The 19,720-nt window shown below is 63.2% G+C and carries 4 protein-coding genes (1 of these 4 running past the window's edge); 2 read left to right on the top strand and 2 right to left on the bottom strand.

Translation table 11 applies throughout. The features are described from left to right. The first annotated feature begins 89 nt into the window (after positions 1 to 89). Together ACYZUM_RS06045 and ACYZUM_RS06040 are read left to right on the top strand one after the other, a co-directional pair. Entirely contained in the window at positions 90 to 1,739 is a 1,650-nt protein-coding gene (locus tag ACYZUM_RS06045; protein WP_108182197.1) for a cyclic peptide export ABC transporter, read from the top strand. Between the two features lie 117 nt (positions 1,740 to 1,856). Then, positions 1,857 to 4,319 carry a TonB-dependent siderophore receptor gene (locus tag ACYZUM_RS06040; protein ID WP_108182196.1) on the top strand — a complete coding sequence of 821 codons (2,463 nt, stop codon included), beginning with the start codon at positions 1,857 to 1,859 and terminating at the stop codon, positions 4,317 to 4,319. A 941-nt stretch (positions 4,320 to 5,260) separates the two neighbouring features. Here ACYZUM_RS06040 and ACYZUM_RS06035 read toward each other — a convergent pair. Both ACYZUM_RS06035 and ACYZUM_RS06030 read right to left on the bottom strand, forming a co-directional pair. Beyond that, positions 5,261 to 6,220: an alpha/beta hydrolase gene (locus tag ACYZUM_RS06035; RefSeq protein ID WP_108182195.1), complete on the bottom strand. Its 960-nt coding sequence runs from the start codon at positions 6,218 to 6,220 to the stop codon at positions 5,261 to 5,263. 67 nt (positions 6,221 to 6,287) lie between these two features. Next, positions 6,288 to 19,720 carry the 3' portion of a non-ribosomal peptide synthase/polyketide synthase gene (locus tag ACYZUM_RS06030; RefSeq protein WP_473061303.1) on the bottom strand. The gene runs 1,564 nt beyond the window's last position, so 13,433 of the gene's 14,997 nt are visible here — the last part of the coding sequence; its start codon lies beyond the right edge, outside the window — the gene reads right to left on this strand; its stop codon occupies positions 6,288 to 6,290.

The following is a 19,720-nucleotide window of genomic DNA, read 5'->3' as shown; positions in this document are numbered from 1 at the left end:
TCCATGGTGCGCCCACCGCCCTCTATGTCATCCAGGCGAACCCCACGCGCAGTGCCGGTGTTCGCCGCTCCTTCAAGCAGGGAACCTCCATGAGCAAACCAACACGCGGGGTGATCAATGAATTGTTCGCCCTGCTCAAACCCTTTCGACTGATCGTCAGCGTGTCGATCCTGCTCGGCATGGTCGGTGGCCTGAGCGTCACCGCGCTGCTGGCGACCATCAACAACGTGCTGCACGCCGAGGGCGCACTGACCAGCACCATGGTCGCGGTGTTTGCCGGCTTGTGCCTGCTGGCCCTGACCAGCTCGATCTTTTCCGACATCGGCACCAATTTCGTCGGCCAGCACATCATTGCCACATTGCGCAAAGAGCTGGGCGAGAAAGTCCTCTCGGCGCCGATCGAGCAGATCGAGCGCTATCGCAGCCATCGGCTGATTCCGGTGCTGACCCACGACGTCGACACCATCAGCGACTTCGCTTTCGCCTTTGCGCCGCTGGCGATTTCCCTGACCGTGACCCTCGGTTGCATGGGCTACCTGGCGATGCTGTCGTGGCCGATGTTCCTGATGATGGCGGTGGCGATCCTGATCGGCACGGTCATTCAGTACATCGCACGCGGGCGCGGCATGCAGGGTTTCCTCAAGGCCCGCGACTACGAAGACGAGTTGCAGAAGCACTACCACGCTGTCGCCGAGGGCGCCAAGGAACTGCGCATCCACCGCCCGCGCCGGCATCGCATGTTCGTCTCGGGCATCGAAGGCACGGCCGACAAGATCTGCGACACGCAGGTGCGTTCGGTGAACATTTTCGTGGTCGCCAAGACCTTGGGGTCGATGCTGTTCTTCGTGGTGATCGGCCTGGCGCTGGGCCTGCAATCGCTGTGGCCGAGTGCTGACAAAGCAGTCATGAGCGGCTTCGTGCTGGTGCTGCTGTACATGAAAGGGCCGCTGGAACACATCATCGGCACTTTGCCGATCGTCAGTCGCGCGCAGATTGCGTTCCGCCGGATTGCCGATCTCTCCGAGCAGTTTTCCTCGCCCGAACCGCACCTGTTGCTCAGCGATCAGGGCCACCAAAAGACCCCGGTGCACAGCCTGGAACTGACCGATGTCTCGTACAGTTTCCCGACGGTAGAAGGCGCCAAGCCGTTCCGGCTGGGGCCGGTGAACCTGAAAATCGAACAGGGCGACATCATTTTCATCGTCGGCGAAAACGGCTGCGGCAAGACCACGCTGATCAAGTTGCTGCTGGGCCTGTACGCGCCACAGCAAGGCGAAATCCACCTCAATCAGCAGCTCGTCGACGCCAGCAACCGCGACGATTACCGCCAGTTGTTCACCACGATCTTCGCCGACTATTACCTGTTCGACGACGTGGTCCAGGGCGACACCCATATCCCGGAAGACGCCAACCAATACCTGGAGCGCCTGGAAATTGCGCACAAGGTCAGCGTGCGTGACGGCTCGTTCACCACCACCGACCTGTCCACCGGCCAGCGCAAGCGTCTGGCCCTGATCAACGCCTGGCTGGAGGAGCGTCCGGTGCTGGTGTTCGACGAGTGGGCCGCCGATCAGGACCCGACCTTCCGGCGGATTTTCTACACCGAGCTGCTGCCGGACCTGAAGCGCCTGGGCAAGACCATCATTGTCATTTCCCACGACGATCGTTACTTCGATGTCGCCGACCAACTGGTGCGCATGAGCGCCGGCAAAGTGGTCACTGAGCTGCAACCCGCCTGACTGTGAAAATTTTGTAAAAAAAATGGCGTTGAGCTTTCCGGTTTTCGGAAGGCTCAACGTCTTACTAACAGTTAATAGAAATAGTTCTCAGTCAACACTTTGAAGAGTAGAAGAACAATGCCCGCACCGCACGGACTCCACCCGCTCGCCAAGGCCCTGCTGATCCGCCGCTCCTTCCGTTGCACCTTGCCCGCGTTCTGCGCCATGGCCCTGACCGTGCCGATGGCCGGCCAGGCCCAGGCCGCCGCCGTGGCGATCAATATTCCTGCACAGTCGCTGGGGAGCGCCTTGCAGGAATTCGGTCGCCAGACCAACCTCCAAGTGCTGTACAGCCCGGATGAAGTCAGCGGTCTGCGCAGCAGCACGGTCAGTGGCAACCTGGAACCGACCGCCGCCATCGCGCAACTGCTGCAAGGCACCAACATCGCCTACAGCGTCGAGGGCAACAACGTCGCCTTGCGTTCGCGCAGCAGCGGTGGCGCCAGCCTCGATCTGGCCCCGACCAGCATTTCCGCCACTGCCGAATCGGCCTGGGGCCCGGTCGACGGGATCGTCGCCAAGCGCAGCGCCACCGGTTCGAAAACCGATTCGTCGCTCAAGGAAATCCCGCAGACCATCAACGTCGTCACTCAAGACGAAATCAAGATGCGCGGCTCGAAGACCGTCACCGAAGCCCTGCAATACACGCCGGGCATGACCGGCGGCGGTTTCTCGGACCGGGTGAAGATCTTCGACGAACCGACCTCCCGGGGCTTCTCACCTACTCCGTTGTACCTCGACGGCCTGCACATGCCTTACGGCGGCGGCAGCACCGGCGGTTCGCTGCAGATCGACCCGTACACCCTGGAGCGCGTCGAAGTGCTCAAGGGTCCGGCCTCGGTGCTGTACGGCCAGAACCAGCCGGGCGGTATCGTCAACATGGTCAGCAAGCGTCCGACCGCGACCCCGCTGCACGAAGTGAAGCTCGGTGGCGGCAGCTATGACCGCAAATACGGCGCCTTCGACCTCGGCGGCCCGATCGATGATCAGGGCGAATTCCTCTATCGCCTGACCGGCGTGGTCAACGACAGCGGCTCGGCCATCGACTACGCCAGCCAGAACCGCATGCTGCTGGCGCCTAGCCTGACCTGGCTGCCCAACGACCAGACCACCATCACTGTGTTCGGTCAGTACCAGAAAGACCACGATGTACCGGAAGCCCAGGGCCTGCCGGCCAACGGCACCGTGCATCGCAGCCAGGCCGGGCGCATCAGCCGCAGCCTGTTCCTCGGCGAGCCGGACGTGAACAAGTACCACCGCGAGCAGTTCGTGGTCGGTTACGAGATCGCCCACGAACTCAACGACGTCTGGACCCTGAAGCAGAACGCGCGTTACGCCGACATCAATGACCAGTACGTGGCGCCGCTGCACGGTTATTCGTTCCCGACCAACCCGGTCACCGGCCTTAACGATGGCAGCTACCAGAGCCGTTATGCGGTGGACTGGTCGCAGCACAACAAGGTCTACGGCATCGATAACATCGCCCAGGCCAAGTTCAACACCGCCGATGTCGAACACACCGTGCTACTGGGTGTGGACTACTACCACTACAATTCGAAATTCCTCGGCCTGTACGACCGCACCGCTCCAGGTCTGGACCTGTACAACCCGGTGTATGGCAGCCAGATCAATTTCCGCCAGCCGTACAAGTGGGACAACACCATCACCCAGACCGGCCTGTACGCTCAGGATCAACTGCGCTGGAACCAGTGGTTCCTGACCCTCGGCGGTCGTTATGACTTCGCTGAAACCGACAACAAGCAACCGCTGAGCGGCGGCCACAGCAACCAGAAGGACGAGAAGTTCACCGGTCGTGCCGGCCTCGGCTACGAGTTCGACAACGGCATCACACCGTACGTCAGCTACGCCGAATCGTTCCTGCCGCAAACCGGTACCGACATGAGCGGCGGCGCCTTCGAACCGACCACCGGCAAGCAGTACGAAGTCGGCGTCAAGTACGAGCCGAAGTCGATCGACGGCTTCATTCAGCTGTCGGCGTACCAGATCGACCAGGACAATATGCTCACCACCGACCTCAACAACCCGGGCTTCAGCACCCAGAGCGGCTCCGTGCGTTCGCGCGGTATCGAGCTGGAAGGCAAGGTCAACGTCACCCGCAACCTGCGCGTGCTGGCGGCAGTGTCGCGTAACCAGACCAAGTGGGAGAAAGACAACGACGGGCGCGAAGGTCGCACCCTGGCCATGCGTCCACCGCTGACCGCCTCCGCGTGGGTCAACTACGACTTCGACATCTCCACCGCCCTCGCCGGTTTCGGCATGGGCCTGGGTGCCCGCTACGTGCGCAGCAGCTACGGTTCGGATTACGAGTCGGACTCGTTCCAGATTCCGTCCTACACCGTGTATGACGCCATGGTCTCTTACGACCTGGAGAAATCGCCGCTGCATGTCAAAGGCGTGAAACTGCAAGCCAACCTCCAGAACCTCACCGACGAGAAATACGTGGCCGCGTGCAACGGTACCCTCGATTGCTATTACGGCGAAGGCCGGACCATGACTGCTGACGTGACCTACAACTGGTAATACGTTTAGCGCTCAATGAAACGCCGGCATTTGCTGGCGTTTTTTTTGCGGGCTGATTGGGGCTTGGCGGCCTTTGGGCCGACCAGGCTCTTGGGGTTTTGGGTGAATATCCGTTTCTGCGGGTTTTGCTGCTGGCGGTTTCGCTCTTACAGCGAGTCACCTTTTCCAGACGCCGAAAAGGTAACCCAAAAGGCTTTGCCCCGGCGTACGGCACTTCGCCGAGGCTCAGTGTTCCCTCGCTACGGTGCCCATCCGGGAGCATCGCCTACGGTTTGCTTCGCTGCACCTCCTCTCGATGCATGCGGCTTCGCCGCACGGCGCTGCGCGCCTACCCCCGGATGGACACCTCCGCTCGGCCTGCCGAAGGGGCTGAAGATCAAAAGCCAGATCAAGAGCCAGAGCCAGATCAAAAGATCACAGCCTTCGGCAGTTCCTACATGGGATTGAGTGTTTTCAGTTAGAAATTGGTCGGCTGGCTGGCAGCCATCACTGGCAAGCCAGCTCCCACAGTGGGACCGGGTGTTTTCAGTTAGAAATTGGTCGACTGTCAGGCCGCCATCGCTGGCAAGCCAGCTCCCACAACTTTATTCGTGCACACCCCATGCGGCGAAGCCGCCCCACTCAACACGATGAGCGTTAGCTCGAGTACCGCTTTTGATCTTAGGGCCCGTCGGCAGGCTGAGTGGAGGGATTTATCCGGGGGTGGGAGCGCAGCGACCGTTTGGCGCAGCCAAACACAGCGAGAGGAGGTGCAGCGAAGCAAACCGTAGGCGCTGCCCCCCCGGATGAATCCCGCAGCGAAGGAACCCGAGCCTGAGCGAGGGCCGAACGTCAGGGTAAAGCCCTTTGGTTACTTTGGGGCGTTTGCCAAAGTGACCCGCCGTCAGGGCGGAACCCTAGGTGGCCGTTACCGCAGCAACGGATATTCCCCCCCACCCCGGTCAAGCCAAAGCAAACACCTCCACCAACCGCCCAGCAATCAACCCCAGCGCCTCTTCAGCCTCATCAACAATCGCCCCCATCCGCATGAAGTCATGGGTCATGCCCGAGTACACCTGCAAATCCACAGCAACCCCCGCCGCCTGCAAATGCCGGGCATACGCCACCCCCTCATCATGCAACGGATCACACTCGGCCAACACCATCAGCACCGGTGCGACATCGGCCGGAACTTCACCGAGCAACGGCGAGAAACGCGGATCGAAACGATCGCTGGCATCACGCTGATAGTGCGCGTAAAACCACTGCAGCGAAGCCTTCTCCAGCAGATAGCCTTCGGCAAAACGCTCGATCGACGGCGTGCTGCGACTGGCATCTGCAACGGGATAAATCAGCACCTGCAAACGCGGCTGCACAGCGGCAGCCGTCAGTTGCGCAGCCAGCACCGTGGCCAGGCTGCCACCGACGCTGTCACCAGCAATCGCCAGCCGCGCCGCATCGATGCCCAGATCAGCCGCACTCGCCAGCAGCCAGTCCCAGGCATCGCGGGCATCATCGGCCGCTGTCGGAAAGCGATGTTCCGGCGCCAGTCGGTACGCCACCGACAGCACCACGCAATCAGCCAGCGAGGCCAGCGCGCGGCACAGCGAATCATGCGAGTCGAGGCTGCCGACCACATAGCCGCCGCCATGGAAATACAACAGTGCCGGACGGCCGGCGCCCGCCTGCAACGGATGATTGCTGTAGATCCGCGCGTGCAACAGTGCGCCGTCACGCACCGGCAATTGCAGCTCATCCACCACGGCCAGTTCTTCACCGCCGGCGTCCATTAGCAGCGATGACTGATCGAACTGTTCACGGGCCTCGGTCGGGCTCAACTCGTGCATGCCGACGCGTTTGCCAGTGGCCCGGCCGTTGCCGACCAGTTGCAGAAATGCGGCGATATCAGGATTCAATGACATTCAAATCTCCAAACCGATCGGGCGCCATCAGCGCCCGATCGGTTCTACTTGGGTTTCACAGCAGGTTTCAGGACATGACTACTGATTCAACGATCTGGCCAAGCATTTCTTCAGCCTCGGACAGGAAAGTTTCATCGCGCGGGATCTGGAAGTGCCCGCAATCCAGCCATTCGCCGCCCATGCCCGGCTGGCCCAGTTGCGCCGCCAACTCCAGTGCCTCGGCTTCGCGCCCCAAGGTCCACCAGCACGTCGGGTTGACGGTCAGCGGCGCACAGCGCTCAAGCTTGCGCGACAGCTGCTTGAGCCGGCGCGCCACACTGAACACATGCGCCAGTTCTTCGGCACCCAGCGCCACGTAAGTCGACGCCCCGCGCTCGGCACTCATGGCACGCTTGAACAGAGCACGCAGGTTGTGCGGCGTTTCCTCACCGTCGATGGACAAGCCCGGTGCGGCGTCCGGCAGTGTCACCTGCAGGAAATCGCGCAGGTCGGCTTGCCAGTCATCGACAGCCCCGGCGTCGACCGCCGCCGACGGCACGAAGCTGTCGACCAGCCCGACAAACTTGACCTGTTGCCCGGCCTGCTCCAGTTGCGCGGCGATCAACATCGCCAGCGTACCGCCCAGTGACCAGCCCAGCAGGTGGTAAGGCCCCTGCGGCTGTTTCTGACGAATCTGCGCCAGGTAATCACTGGCCATCTCCTGCAGCGAGGTGTCGTTGAACGCCGGATCCAGCAGCATCCGCGACTGAATCGCCAACACCTGGCGTTGACCGCTCAAGCGCCGCGCCAGCGGCTCGTAGTCGAACACCGTGCCGAAACCGGCGTGCAGGCAGAACAGCGGCGCCACGCCCTTGACCTCGGCGTTCATCGCCAGCAACCCGGAGGCTTTTTCCGCCGTGCCCTGAACACTCGCTACCAGTTCGCCGATGCTCGGTTTCTGCATCAGATCGCGCAGTTTCAGGCTCAGGCCCTGAGCCTTGAGCACGCGGCTGCGGGCCACCACTTGCAGGCTGAGGATCGAGTCGCCACCCAGCTCGAAGAAATTGTCGGTGAGCCCGACCCGTTCGATTTTCAGCACTTCCTGCCAGATCTTCGCCAAGGCTTTTTCCAGCTCGGTGCGCGGTTCGACGTAGGCCAGGCGCTGTTCGACGTCCGGATTCGGCAGGGCCTTGCGGTCGAGCTTGCCGTTCGGTGTCAACGGCATGCGCTCAAGCACCATCAGGTGTGCCGGCACCATGTAATCCGGCAGGCTGGCCTTGAGTTGCTCGCGCAGACGTTCGCCCAAACCGTCGGCCGGCGTCTCGGCAGCGGCCAGTACATAGCCGAGCAGTTGCTTGCCGCTGACGCCCTCGCGGGCCACCACGGCGGCGTCACGCACGCCCGGCTGCTGTTTGAGGCGCGCTTCGATTTCACCCAGCTCGATACGGAAACCACGGATTTTCACCTGATGGTCGATCCGCCCAAGGTAATCGACCGTGCCGTCGGCACGCTGGCGCACCAGGTCGCCGGTGCGGTACAGGCGACTGCCGTCGGCACTGAACGGGTTGGCGACGAACCGTTCGGCGGTGCCACCGGCACGCCCCAGATAACCGCGCGCCAACGCGCCACCCAGGTACAACTCACCGGCAATGCCGGCCGGCAGCGGGTTGAGATCGCTGTCGAGCACATAACCGCTGCGCTCGCCGACCACGCTGCCGATCGGCGCATAGGCCGCGCCGCATTGATCATCCACCGCAGCCTTCCAGATCAGCGGCGTGACTACCGTTTCGGTCGGGCCATAGCCGTTGATGATGTACTGCGGTTGCAGTGCGCGTTTGGCCAGTTCGAAACTTGCCACCGGCACCGCATCTCCGCCGAAGCAGTAGATCCGTACCGGCGGCGGATTGCCGTGTTGTTCGGCGTGTTCGGCCAGTTGCTGCAGGTACACCGGCGGGAACGCGGCCACGCTCACGCCGTGCTGGTGCAGGGCGTCGAAGGTTTGTTCGGCCGTCCACAGGCTGTCGTCACGAATCAGCAAACGAGCGCCGTGCGTCAGGGTGGTCAGCCAGCGCTCATGCGCGCCGTCGAAGGCGAACGACATGAAGTGCAATTCGCAATCGGCCGCGCTCATTTCGTAACGCTGACCGATCGCCTGGCAGTGCATCGCCAGCGGCCCGTGCGCCACGCCGACACCTTTCGGCTGACCGGTGGAGCCGGAGGTGTAGATCACGTAGGCCAGGTTGCCCGGCTGCACCGCGACCTGCGGCGCCGAATCCGGCTGAGCACGCAGATCCAGCTGATCGAGTTCCAGCACCTGCAGGTTGGCCTGGGTCGGCAGCACCTGACGCAGACTCGAATCGCTGAGCAGCAAGGCGATGCCCGAATCGTGCATCAGATAGCTCAAGCGCTCGCGGGGATAGGTCGCGTCCAGCGGCACATAGGCGCCACCGGCCTTGAGCACCGCCAACAGCGCGACGATCATGTTTTCGCTGCGTGGCAAGGCTACACCGACCCGCACTTCCGGACCGACACCTTCGGCGATCAGCGCATGCGCCAGACGATTGGCCCGCGCGTCGATCTGACCGTAGCTGAAGGCTTGCTCATTGAAGATCACGGCGGTTTGTTCAGCCCGCTGCGCAGCCCACTCGGCAATGCGCTGATGTACCAGCGTGGTCTGCGCTTGCGCGACAACGTGCGGCGCAGGCGCGACGTGCCCGGTCGGCAGACCGATGCGTCCCAGCGCCTGCCCGGCGTCCTGAATCAGTGCGGTGAGCAGGCCTTCCATGTTGCTGCGGATGCCTTCCACGGTCGCCAGATCAAAATGTTCGCGCAGGAACATGTACTCGATCACCAACCCGTCTTCGAGGGTGACCATCAGGTCCATCGGGAAGTTGGTCAGGCCCGAGTTATTGATCTCGCCAAACTTCAGCGAATCATCGCGCCACTCGCGCAGCGCCTGATCGATCGGGTGGTTCTCGAACACGATGATGCTGTCGAACAGCGACTGCCCGGCACGCCCGCCCCAACGCTGGACGTCGGTCAGCGGGGTGTATTCGCGCTCGCGCATCTCCAGGTTGAAATCCTGCAACTCGCGCAACCAGGCGCCCACGGCCTGCTCGGCCGGCACGTCCTTGATCACCGGCAAGGTGTTGATGAACAGGCCGAGGATCGATTCCGACGCCGGCAGACTCGCCGGACGCCCCGCCACCGTGGCGCCGAACGCCACGCAACGCTGGCCGCTGTAACGGCTGAGCAGCACCAGCCACGCGCCCTGCACCAAGGTGTTGAGGGTGACCTGCTGCGACTGGGCAAAGGCTTTCAACTGTTCGGTGCGGGCCTCGCCCAGACGGCTGTACAGCGCCTGGTGACCGCGACCGCTGCCGGTGCGCGTCACCGCGTCCGCCAGATAGGTCGGTTCGTCGAGCAGGCTCAGGTGCTGACGCCAGAAACCTTCGCTGGCGTTCGCGTCCTGCTGTTGCAGCCAGTTGATGTAACCGCGATACGGCACCGCGTCGGCCAGTGGTCGTCCGGAATACTGGCTCAGCACCTCACCGATCAACTGCGAACTGCTCCAGCCGTCGATCAGAATGTGATGGTAGGTCCAGATCAGCTGATAGCTGTGCTCGCTGACTTGCACCAGCGTCAGCCGTTGCAGCGGTGGCCGGTCAAGGTCGAAGCCCTTGGCCCGCTCGGCATCCGCCAGACCTTGCAAGGCTACGGCCGAATGATCCTGCTCACGCCAGTCAAGCAGACTGAACGGCAACTGCGGATCGGCGAGCACGAATTGCAGCGGCTCGGCCATGTCCTGCCAGAGGAAGCCGGTGCGCAGAATGTCGTGGCGACGGCTGACGGTTTCCCACGCGGCTTGCAGACGCAGCGGCTCAAGGCCCTGCACCGGAACGCTCAACTGGTTGACGTACAGGTCCGATTCCGGCGAATTCAGGCCGAGGAACAGCATGCCCTGCTGCATCGGCGACAAGCGATAGAGCCCGTCGAGTTGCCCGGTGGGCAATGGCAGCTGCGACACTTGCGCCTCGCTCAAGCCGTGCAGCGGCAGATCGATCAGCGCCGGCTCCGGCGCCACACGCCCTTCGGCAGCCTGCACGCACAGGGCCAGTTGCTGAATGGTCGGTTGTTGGAACAGGTCTTTCGGGCTCAGCTCCAGCCCTTGCTGACGGGCGCGACTGACCACTTGAATCGAGATGATCGAATCGCCGCCCAAGGCAAAGAAACTGTCGTGGGTACTGACCTGCTCAAGGCCCAGCACCTCTTTCCAGATCTCCACCAACGCCTGCTCGGTGGCATTCACCGGTTCGACATGCAACTGCGCGGCACTCAGCTCCAGTGCTGGCAGGCGCTTGCGATCGATCTTGCCGTTGGGAGTCAGCGGCAGCTGCGCCAGCCACAGGCGGTGGCTCGGCACCATGTAATCCGTCAGGGTCGCGCCCAGCCAGTTGCCGAGGCTTTGCTGCAGTGCGGCCTGTTGTTCGGCGTTGGCGTCGATGATCGCCGGATCGCTCGGCACCAGATAGGCAATCAGTTGCTGGCTGCCCGAGACTTCGCTGGCGACGATCACCGCTTCACGCACGGCGGCATGCGCCAGCAGACGCGCTTCAATTTCGCCCAGCTCGATACGCAAGCCACGAATTTTCACCTGATGGTCGATCCGGCTCATGTACTCCAGCTCGCCCTCCTCGCGCTGACGAATCAGGTCGCCGGTGCGGTACAGGCGCTCGCCGTTGCCGACGAAAGGATTCGGTACGAAGCGCTCGGCGGTCATCGCCGCACGTCCCAGATAACCGCGCGTGATGCCGGCGCCGGACAGGTACAGCTCCGCCGAAACGCCCTGCGGCACCGCGTGCAGATCGGCATCCAGCAGATGGCTGGCGCTGTGATCAAGGGCACGCCCAATCCGTGCCTGACCACCGGCACTGCGGCGGGTCCAGGTCGAATAGGTGGTGTCTTCCGACGGGCCGTACAGGTCGTAGACGTGCTCGACCGTCGGCTGCTGATACAACGCCTCCACCAGCGCTTGTTTCAGCGGTTCACCCGCCAGATTGATGATGCGCACGCTTGGCGGAATCTGCCCGGCACGTTGCAGCGCGGCAATTGCCGACGGCACCGTGTTGATCAAACGAATTTGATCGCGGGCCGGCAGGTGCGGCAGCTCCAAGGCATTACGGGCGATGATCAGCGAACCGCCGTTGGCGAGAGTGACAAACAGCTCCCAGACCGACAGGTCGAAGCACACCGACGTCGAGGCCAGTACGCCTTGAATGTCGTCGCGGCGGTAGACCTTGGCCGACCAGTCGATCAGCGCCATGACGTTGCGATGGGCAATCGCCACGCCTTTTGGTTTGCCGGTGGAACCGGAGGTGTAGATCACGTAGGCCAGGTTGTCCGGTTGCACCGTAGTTTTTGGCGCAACAGCTGAATAGTCGCTCAGCGACAGCTGATCCAACAGCAGCACTTGGGTATCGCCCGGCACGCTCAGGATCGCGGCAACGGCCTGTTCGGTGAGCAGCACCCGCGCACGGCTGTCCTCCAGCATGTAGGCAACGCGATCCGCCGGGTAATCCGGGTCCAGCGGCACGTACGCACCGCCAGCCTTGAGCACCGCAAGCAAGGCAATCAGCAACTGCTCGGAACGCGGCATCGCCACGCCCACGCGCACTTCCGGGCCGACGCCCAGCTCGAGCAGTTTGTGCGCCAGACGGTTGGCCTGCGCGTCCAGTTCGGCGTAGGTCAACTTCGTATTGGCAAAGGTCACCGCCAAGGCATCCGGGGTCGCCGCCACCTGACGGGCGATGGCCTGATGGATGCACTGCTCGGTGACGAAATCGCTGTTCACCTGAGGGCTATGTTCAATCAGGTTCAGCTCGCTAAGCGAACGCTGCCCCGACTCGCTCATCTGCCCGAGCAAGCGCTGCAGATACCCGGCCAGTTGCACCACGCTGTGCGCGGCAAAGCTTTCGCACTGGTAGCTGAAGTGCATCGACAACTCGTCGCTCAAGTGCACCAGCAGCGTCAGCGGATAGTTGGTCTGCTCATGATTGTGGATTTCACCGAAGCGCAATTCTTGCGGTGCGCCCTGCGCCAGCGCCTCGGACACCGGGTAGTTCTCGAACACCAGAATGTTGTCGAACAGCGCCTCACCGTTGCGCTCGGCCCAGCGCTGAATGTCGAACAGCGGGGTGTGCTCATGCTCGCGCAAGGCCAGGTTCTGCGCCTGCACGCTCTGCAACCATTCGCCAACGCTCGATGGCGAATGCGGACTGGCGATGACCGGCAAGGTGTTGATGAACAGACCGATCTGCTGCTCGACCCCTTTGAGCTCGGCCGGACGCCCCGCCACCGTGGCGCCGAACGCCACACACGGCTGGCCGGTCAGGCGCTGCAACAGCAGCAGCCATGCCGCCTGAATCAGCGTGTTGAGGGTGACTTTCTGCTGGCGCGCAAACTCGCCCAGACGCCGCGTCTGCTCAGCGTCGAGCACGCAGAAATGTTCGCCGTGGCCGTCGCGCGGTGCATCGCCGCGCTGCGCCTGCAACGCTTGCGCGAGCAAGGTCGGCGCTTGCAGGTCAGCCAGTTGCGCGGTCCAGTAACGTTCGCTGGCCTGCACGTCCTGACGCTGCAGCCATTCGATGTAATCGCGGTAACGCCCGGCCAGTGGCGGCTGGGCAACCCCGCTGTAGCGTTGCAGGACTTCGCCGAGCAACTGCGAGTTGCTCCAGCCGTCCATCAGGATGTGGTGGTTGGTGTAGATCAAGTGGCAGCGCTGCTCGTCCAGACGCACCACGAGCATGCGCAACAGCGGCCCTTGGCTCAGGTCGAAACCTTGCGCCTGTTCGGCAGCCGCCAGTGCATTCAGATCGCTCTGGCAAGCGTCGCGATCACGCCAGTCGAGCACGCGGAACGGCATGTCCAGCTGCTTGTGCACCACCTGCACCGGACGCGCCAGTTCACCCTGCCAGACAAAACTGCTGCGCAGGATGTCGTGGTTGTCCACTGCTGCTTGCCAGGCGTGCTGGAAGCGTTGCGGATCGAGGCCTTCGACATCGAGCCGGACCTGGTTGATGTAATCGCCGGTGGCCTGCTCGTAGAGGCTGTGGAACAACATGCCCTGCTGCATCGCCGACAGCGGATACACATCGGCGACCTGGCGTGGCGCCAGCGGTAACTGGTCGAGCTGCGCCTGCGTCAGGCCGGCCAGCGGGAAGTCCGACGGGGTCAGGCCTTCGACGCCCGGGGTCAGGCAATGGCCGATCAACGCTGCGAGTTCTGCGGCGTAATCTGCGGCCAGTGCTTCGATCACCGCGCTGTCAAAACGCTCGCGGCTGAACGTCCAGCCCACCCGCAGCTCGCCGCCATACACTTGACCGTTGAGGGTCAACCAGTTGCCCAGCGGCGCCTCCGGGCTCTGATCAAGGCCGGCGTTGTCCGGCGACGGCACGAACAGCGCAGCGTCATCGCCGGCGAAACTGCCGTCGAACTGCCCGAGGTAGTTGAAGGTGATGCGCGGGCTCGGCAAGGCCTGCAGGCGCTGCTGCGCTCCGGCATCACCGAGGTAACGCAAGGCACCGAAACCGATGCCCTTGTTGGGGATCGAGCGCAGTTGTTCCTTGATCTGCTTGATCGACTCGCCAAGCGTGTCTGCCGGTGTCAGGCGCACCGGGAACAGGCTGGTGAACCAGCCCACCGTGCGGGTCAGATCGACGCCGTTGAACAGTTCTTCGCGGCCATGGCCTTCGAGCTGGATCAGCGTCGATGCCTGCCCGCTCCAGCGGCCGATGACCCGCGCCAATGCCGTCAGCAACAGATCGTTGACCTGGGTGCGGTACGCGGCCGGGGCCTCTTGCAACAGTTGCCGGGTCAGCTCGGTGCCGAGGCGGGTTTGTACGGTCTGGGCCAGACGATTGTCCTGGCTGGCGTCAACGCGTTTGCATGGCAGATCGGTACTCACATCGCTCAGGCAGGCCTGCCAATAATCCAGTTCGGCCTGCAACGCCGGGCTGTTGGCGTAGCGCTGCAAGTGCTCGCCCCAGTCCTTGAAGGCACTGGTCCGGGACGGCAGGCTCAATGGCTGATCGTTGAGCAGCTGCTGATAAGCGTTTTGCAGGTCCTCCAGCAGAATCCGCCACGACACGCCGTCCACCGCTAGGTGATGAATCACCAACTGCAACCGCTGCGTGCCATCGGCCAGAGTTGCCAGCACCGCACGCAGCAGCGGCCCGTGTTGCAGATCGAGGCTGCGCTGGGCGCGATTACCCAAGGCTTCAAGGGCGGCGGCATCAGCAACGCCTTCCTGCCAGAGCAGGTTCTGCGGTAGCGCCTCGACCGCGCGGTGCTCGGCCTGCCACACGCCATCGCGCTGGGTGAAGCTCAGGCGCAAGGCATCGTGATGAGCCACCAGTGCGCGCAACACTTGCTCGATTTTCTCAGCGTCCAGCGTCTGCCGCGGTTGCAGCAGCACCGACTGGTTCCAGTGATGACGCTGCGGAATCTCGTCGGCGAAGAATTGCTGCTGGATCGGCAGCAGCAACGCCGCACCACTCGCGGCTTGCTGATCAATGGTCGATTCGTCGCCACCCCACTGCGCGACCAGTGCCAGACGCTGTACGGTCTGGTGCTGGAACAGGTCTTTGGGATTGAGGCGAATGCCGGCCTGACGGGCACGGCTGACCACCTGGATCGAGATGATCGAGTCGCCGCCCAATTCGAAGAAATTGTCGTGGATGCCGACTTGCGGCAGCTTCAGCACGTCCTGCCAGATCGCGGCCAGACCCTGCTCCATCGCGCTTTGCGGCGCCTGATAGGTCTGCTGCGCCTGGCTGGCGTCCGGTGACGGCAAGGCATTGCGGTTGAGTTTGCCGTTGGCGGTCAACGGCAATTGCGCCAGCAGCAACAGGTGCGCCGGGACCATGTGATCCGGCAGATTGGCCTTGAGTTCGGCGCGCACGCTGTCACGCCACAGCGCCTGTTCGGCCGGGCTTGCGTCGAGCAGCGCGGCGTCGCCTGGCACCAGATACGCCACCAGTTGCTGACCACTGAGGCCCGGCTGGGCCAGCACCACGGCCTGGCGCACCGCTGCCTGTTCCAGCAGTTGCGCTTCGATCTCGCCGAGTTCGATACGGAACCCGCGAATCTTCACCTGATGGTCGATCCGGCCGATGTATTCGATCACGCCGTCGGCGCGATAGCGCGCCAGGTCACCGGTACGGTACAGACGCCCGCCATCGGCGGCGAACGGGTCGGGAATGAAGCGCAGACTGGTCAGATCCGCGCGGTTCAGGTAACCGCGAGCCAGGCCGGCACGACCGACGTACAGCTCACCGATGCAGCCTTTGGCGACCGGATTCAGGTCACCGTCGAGCAAGTACCAGGACAGGTCCGGGATCGGTTCGCCAATCGGACTGCTGGCATCACGCTGCAAGTCGGCCAGCGAAATCGGTCGGTAGGTCACGTGCACGGTGGTTTCGGTGATGCCGTACATGTTGATCAGTTGCGGTGTCTGATCGCCGAAACGCTCGAACCACGGACGCAGGCTCTTGACCTCCAGCGCCTCGCCGCCGAACACCACGTAACGCAGCGCCAGTGCTTGCGCCGCATGCTGCGGGGCGCAGGCCACTTGCATCAATTGCTTGAACGCCGACGGCGTCTGATTGAGCATGGTGATGCCTTCGCGGCAGAGCAAGGCGAAGAAATCTTCCGGCGAGCGGCTGACCTCGTAAGGCACCATCAGCAGTTTGCCGCCATACAGCAGCGCCCCGAAAATCTCCCACACCGAGAAGTCGAAGGCGTAGGAATGGAACAGGCTCCAGACATCCGTGGCGCCGAAATCGAACCACGCAACAGTGGCCTCGAACAGGCGCAACACGTTGCGATGGGCCAGCAACGTACCCTTCGGCTGACCGGTAGAACCGGAGGTGTAGATCACGTAAGCCAGGTTGTCCGGGCTCATGCGCACCTGCGGATTGCTGTCGCTGTAGCCTTCCAGACCGTCACGTTCCTGATCGAGCATCAGGCTGCGCAGCGAATCCGGCACCGGCAGACGACCCAGCAGATGACTCTGGGTCAGCAGCAAGGCGATGCCGCTGTCGCCGATCATGTAGCTCAGGCGTTCTTCCGGATACGTCGGGTCCAACGGCACATAGGCGCCGCCGGCCTTGAGGATCGCCAGCAGGCCGACCAGCATGTCGAGGCTGCGCTCCACCGCCAGACCGACGCGCACGTCCGGGCCGACACCGCTGGCAATCAGCTTGTGGGCCAACTGGTTGGCGCGACTGTTCAGCTCGCCGTAGCTCAGGGACTGCCCGGCACAGCTCACGGCAATCGCTTGCGGGGCGCGGGCGGCTTGATGTTCGATCCGTTGATGCAGGCACTGCTCGCTCGGGAAATCGCGGATGGCCGGGTTCCACTGCTGCAAGGTTGCCGCGCGTTCGGCGGCGTCATGCAGTGGCAGTTCGGCGATGCGCTGAGCGCTGTCGGCAACGATGCCTTGCAGCAGATGGGTCCAGTGTTGCGCCAGGCGTTCGATGGTCTCGACGTCGAACAGGTCGGTGGCATAGGTCAGCTCGGCCCAGACGTTGTCGCTCGATTCAAAGGTGTTTAGGGTCAGGTCGAACTGCGCTGTATTGGACGCCCAAGGCAAGCCTTCAATCGCCAGCTTTGGCAGCCGCGTGGCGCCCTGCGCCTGACGCACCTGGCTCTGGTGGTTGTGCATCACTTGGAACAATGGGCTGTGGCTGAGGCTGCGCTCCGGTTGCAGCGCGTCGACCAGTTGCTCGAACGGCAGATCCTGATGCGCCTGGGCACCGAGCACGGTATTTTTCACTTGCTGCAGCAGGCTGCGGAACGTCTGCTGACTGTCGAACTCGGCCTTGAGTACCTGGGTGTTGACGAAGAAACCGATCAGGCCTTCGGTCTCGACCCGGTTGCGGTTGGCCACCGGCACCCCGACGCGGATATCGGCCTGACCGCTGTAGCGATGCAGCAAGGTCTGGAACGACGCCAGCAACAGCGCAAACAGCGTGACGTTCTCGCGCTGCGCCAGGTGCTTGAGCGCGGTGGCCAGTTCGAGGCTCAGCGGGATCTCGCGACGGGCGCCACGATAGCTCTGCTCGGCTGGACGCGGACGGTCGGTCGGCAGCTCCAGCAGCGGTTGATCGCCATCGCCGAGTTGTGCGGTCCAGTAGCTCAATTGCCGCTCGCGTTCACCGGCGTCCATCCACTGTTTCTGCCACGCGGCGTAGTCGGCGTATTGCACCGGCAGCGCCGGCAATTGCACGTTCTGGCCTTGGCTGTAGGCGGCATACAACGCCACCAGCTCATCGACCATGACATTCATCGACCAGCCGTCGGCGACGATGTGATGCAGGGTGATGACCAGCGCGTGGTCATCGGCGGCCAGACGCAGCAGTTTGACCCGCAGCAACGGGCCTTGCTGCAGATTGAACAGGTGCAGGGTTTCGGCGGCGACCTGCAGGTGCAGCGCCGCCTCGTCGAGCTCCACCGCCACGTCCTGCACCTGCAGGTCGAGCGTGCCGTGAGCCTGGATCACTTGCAGGGTCTGCCCCTGTTGTTCGACGAAGCAGGTGCGCAGCGATTCGTGGCGTTCGATCAGCGCGTCGAAGCTGCGCTGCAACGCCGGCAGATCCAGCTCACCGCGCAGACGCAACGCCGCCGGCACGTGATAAGCGGTGCTGGTCGGCTCCAGTTGCCAGAGGAACCATTGACGTTCCTGAGCATAGGACAGCGCCAGCGGTTGCTGGCGTGGCAAGGCAACAATCGGCGGCTCCCGATGCGCCTGATCGACACCCAGCGCGGCGACAAAGTCTTCCAGCGTGCTGTGTTCGAACAAGGTGCGCAGCGGTACTTGAACGTTCAGTGCCTGACGGACGCGCGAGACCACCTGCGTGACCAGCAATGAGTGGCCGCCCAGTTCGAAGAAATTGTCACTCAGGCCTACGCGATCGAGCTTGAGCACCGCCTGCCAGATCTCGGCAACGCTGTGCTGAGTGGCGGTTTGCGGCGGGAGGTAAGTCGATTGCAGCTGGCTGGCGTCGGGGGCCGGCAAGGCTTTGCGGTCGACTTTGCCGTTCGGCGTCAGTGGCAGTTGCGCGAGGAACAACAGGTGCGCCGGCACCATGTATTCCGGCAGCTCGGCCTTGAGACTGGCTTTCAATGCGGCGCGCAGTTCGCCTTCATCAAAAGCGTCGGCGGTCGGCACCACATAGCCGACCAGTTGCGGTCCGGTCGGGCCGTCCTGAGCGACTACCACGGTTTCGCGCACGCTACCGAGGGCGAGCAAACGCGCTTCGATCTCACCGAGTTCAATCCGGAAACCACGGATTTTCACCTGATGGTCAATCCGCCCGATGTACTCGATCACGCCTTCGGCGCGGTAACGGGTCAGGTCGCCGGTGCGGTACAGACGCGCGCCGGTTGTCGAAAAGGGATCCGGGACAAAGCGTTCGGCAGTCAGGCTCGGGCGCTGGAAGTAACCACGAGCGAGGCCGTCGCCGCCGATCAGCAATTCCCCCGGGGCGCCGAGCGGATTGAGCTCCAGGTCGCTGCCGAGGATGTACAACGCGGTGTTGTCGATCGGCGTGCCGAGGAACGGACGGCTGTTGTCCGCACTCAAGGCGTGTTGCGCCGACCAGATGGTGGTTTCGGTCGGGCCGTAGAGGTTCCACACCCTCGGCGTCAGCGCCAGCATGCGTTGCGCCAGTTCCTGCGGCAGCGCTTCACCGCCACAGAGGAACGTGCAGCCCGCCAGGATGGGCGCCTGTTCATTGTCCAGCAGCATGCGCCAGGTCGAGGGCGTGGCTTGCAGCGCCGTCACGGCGTGACGCTCAATCAGTTCGAGCACCGCTTGCGGGTCTTGATGCACGTCCTTGCCAGTCAGCACTACACAGGCGCCGGCCAGCAATGGAGCGTAGATTTCCAGGCCGAAGATATCGAACGAGAAGGTGGTCAGCGACAGCATGCGATCGGCGGCCACGATGCCCGGCTGCTTGATCATGCTCGCGACAAAGTTGCTCAGCGCCGCGTGGCGCACCATCACGCCTTTGGGTTTGCCGGTGGAACCGGAGGTGTAGATCGTGTAGGCCAGATGCTCGCCATTGACTGCAACGTCCGGCGCGCTCTGTGGATAAGCCGCCAGCCACTCGCGAGGTTGATCCAGCAGCAGCGTTTGCACACCCGGCGGGATCGGCAGCTGCGTCTGCAAATGGCTTTGGGTCAGCAGCAATTGCAGGCCGCTATCCTCGATCATGTAGGCCAGACGATCCTGCGGATACGCCGGATCCAGCGGCACATAAGCACCGCCAGCCTTGAGGATCGCCAGCAGGCCGACGATCATTTCCACGCTGCGCTCGACGGCGATACCGACCAGTTGATCCGGGCCGACACCGGCCTCGATCAGCTTGTGCGCCAGTTGATTGGAGCGGGCATCCAGCTCGGCGTAGCTCAGCACGTCTTCGCCGATGATCAGGGCCGTGGCCTGCGGCGTTTGCTGTG

This window comes from Pseudomonas sp. m6p (assembly GCF_055760375.1).
This window is presented reverse-complemented; position numbering and strand designations above follow the sequence as displayed.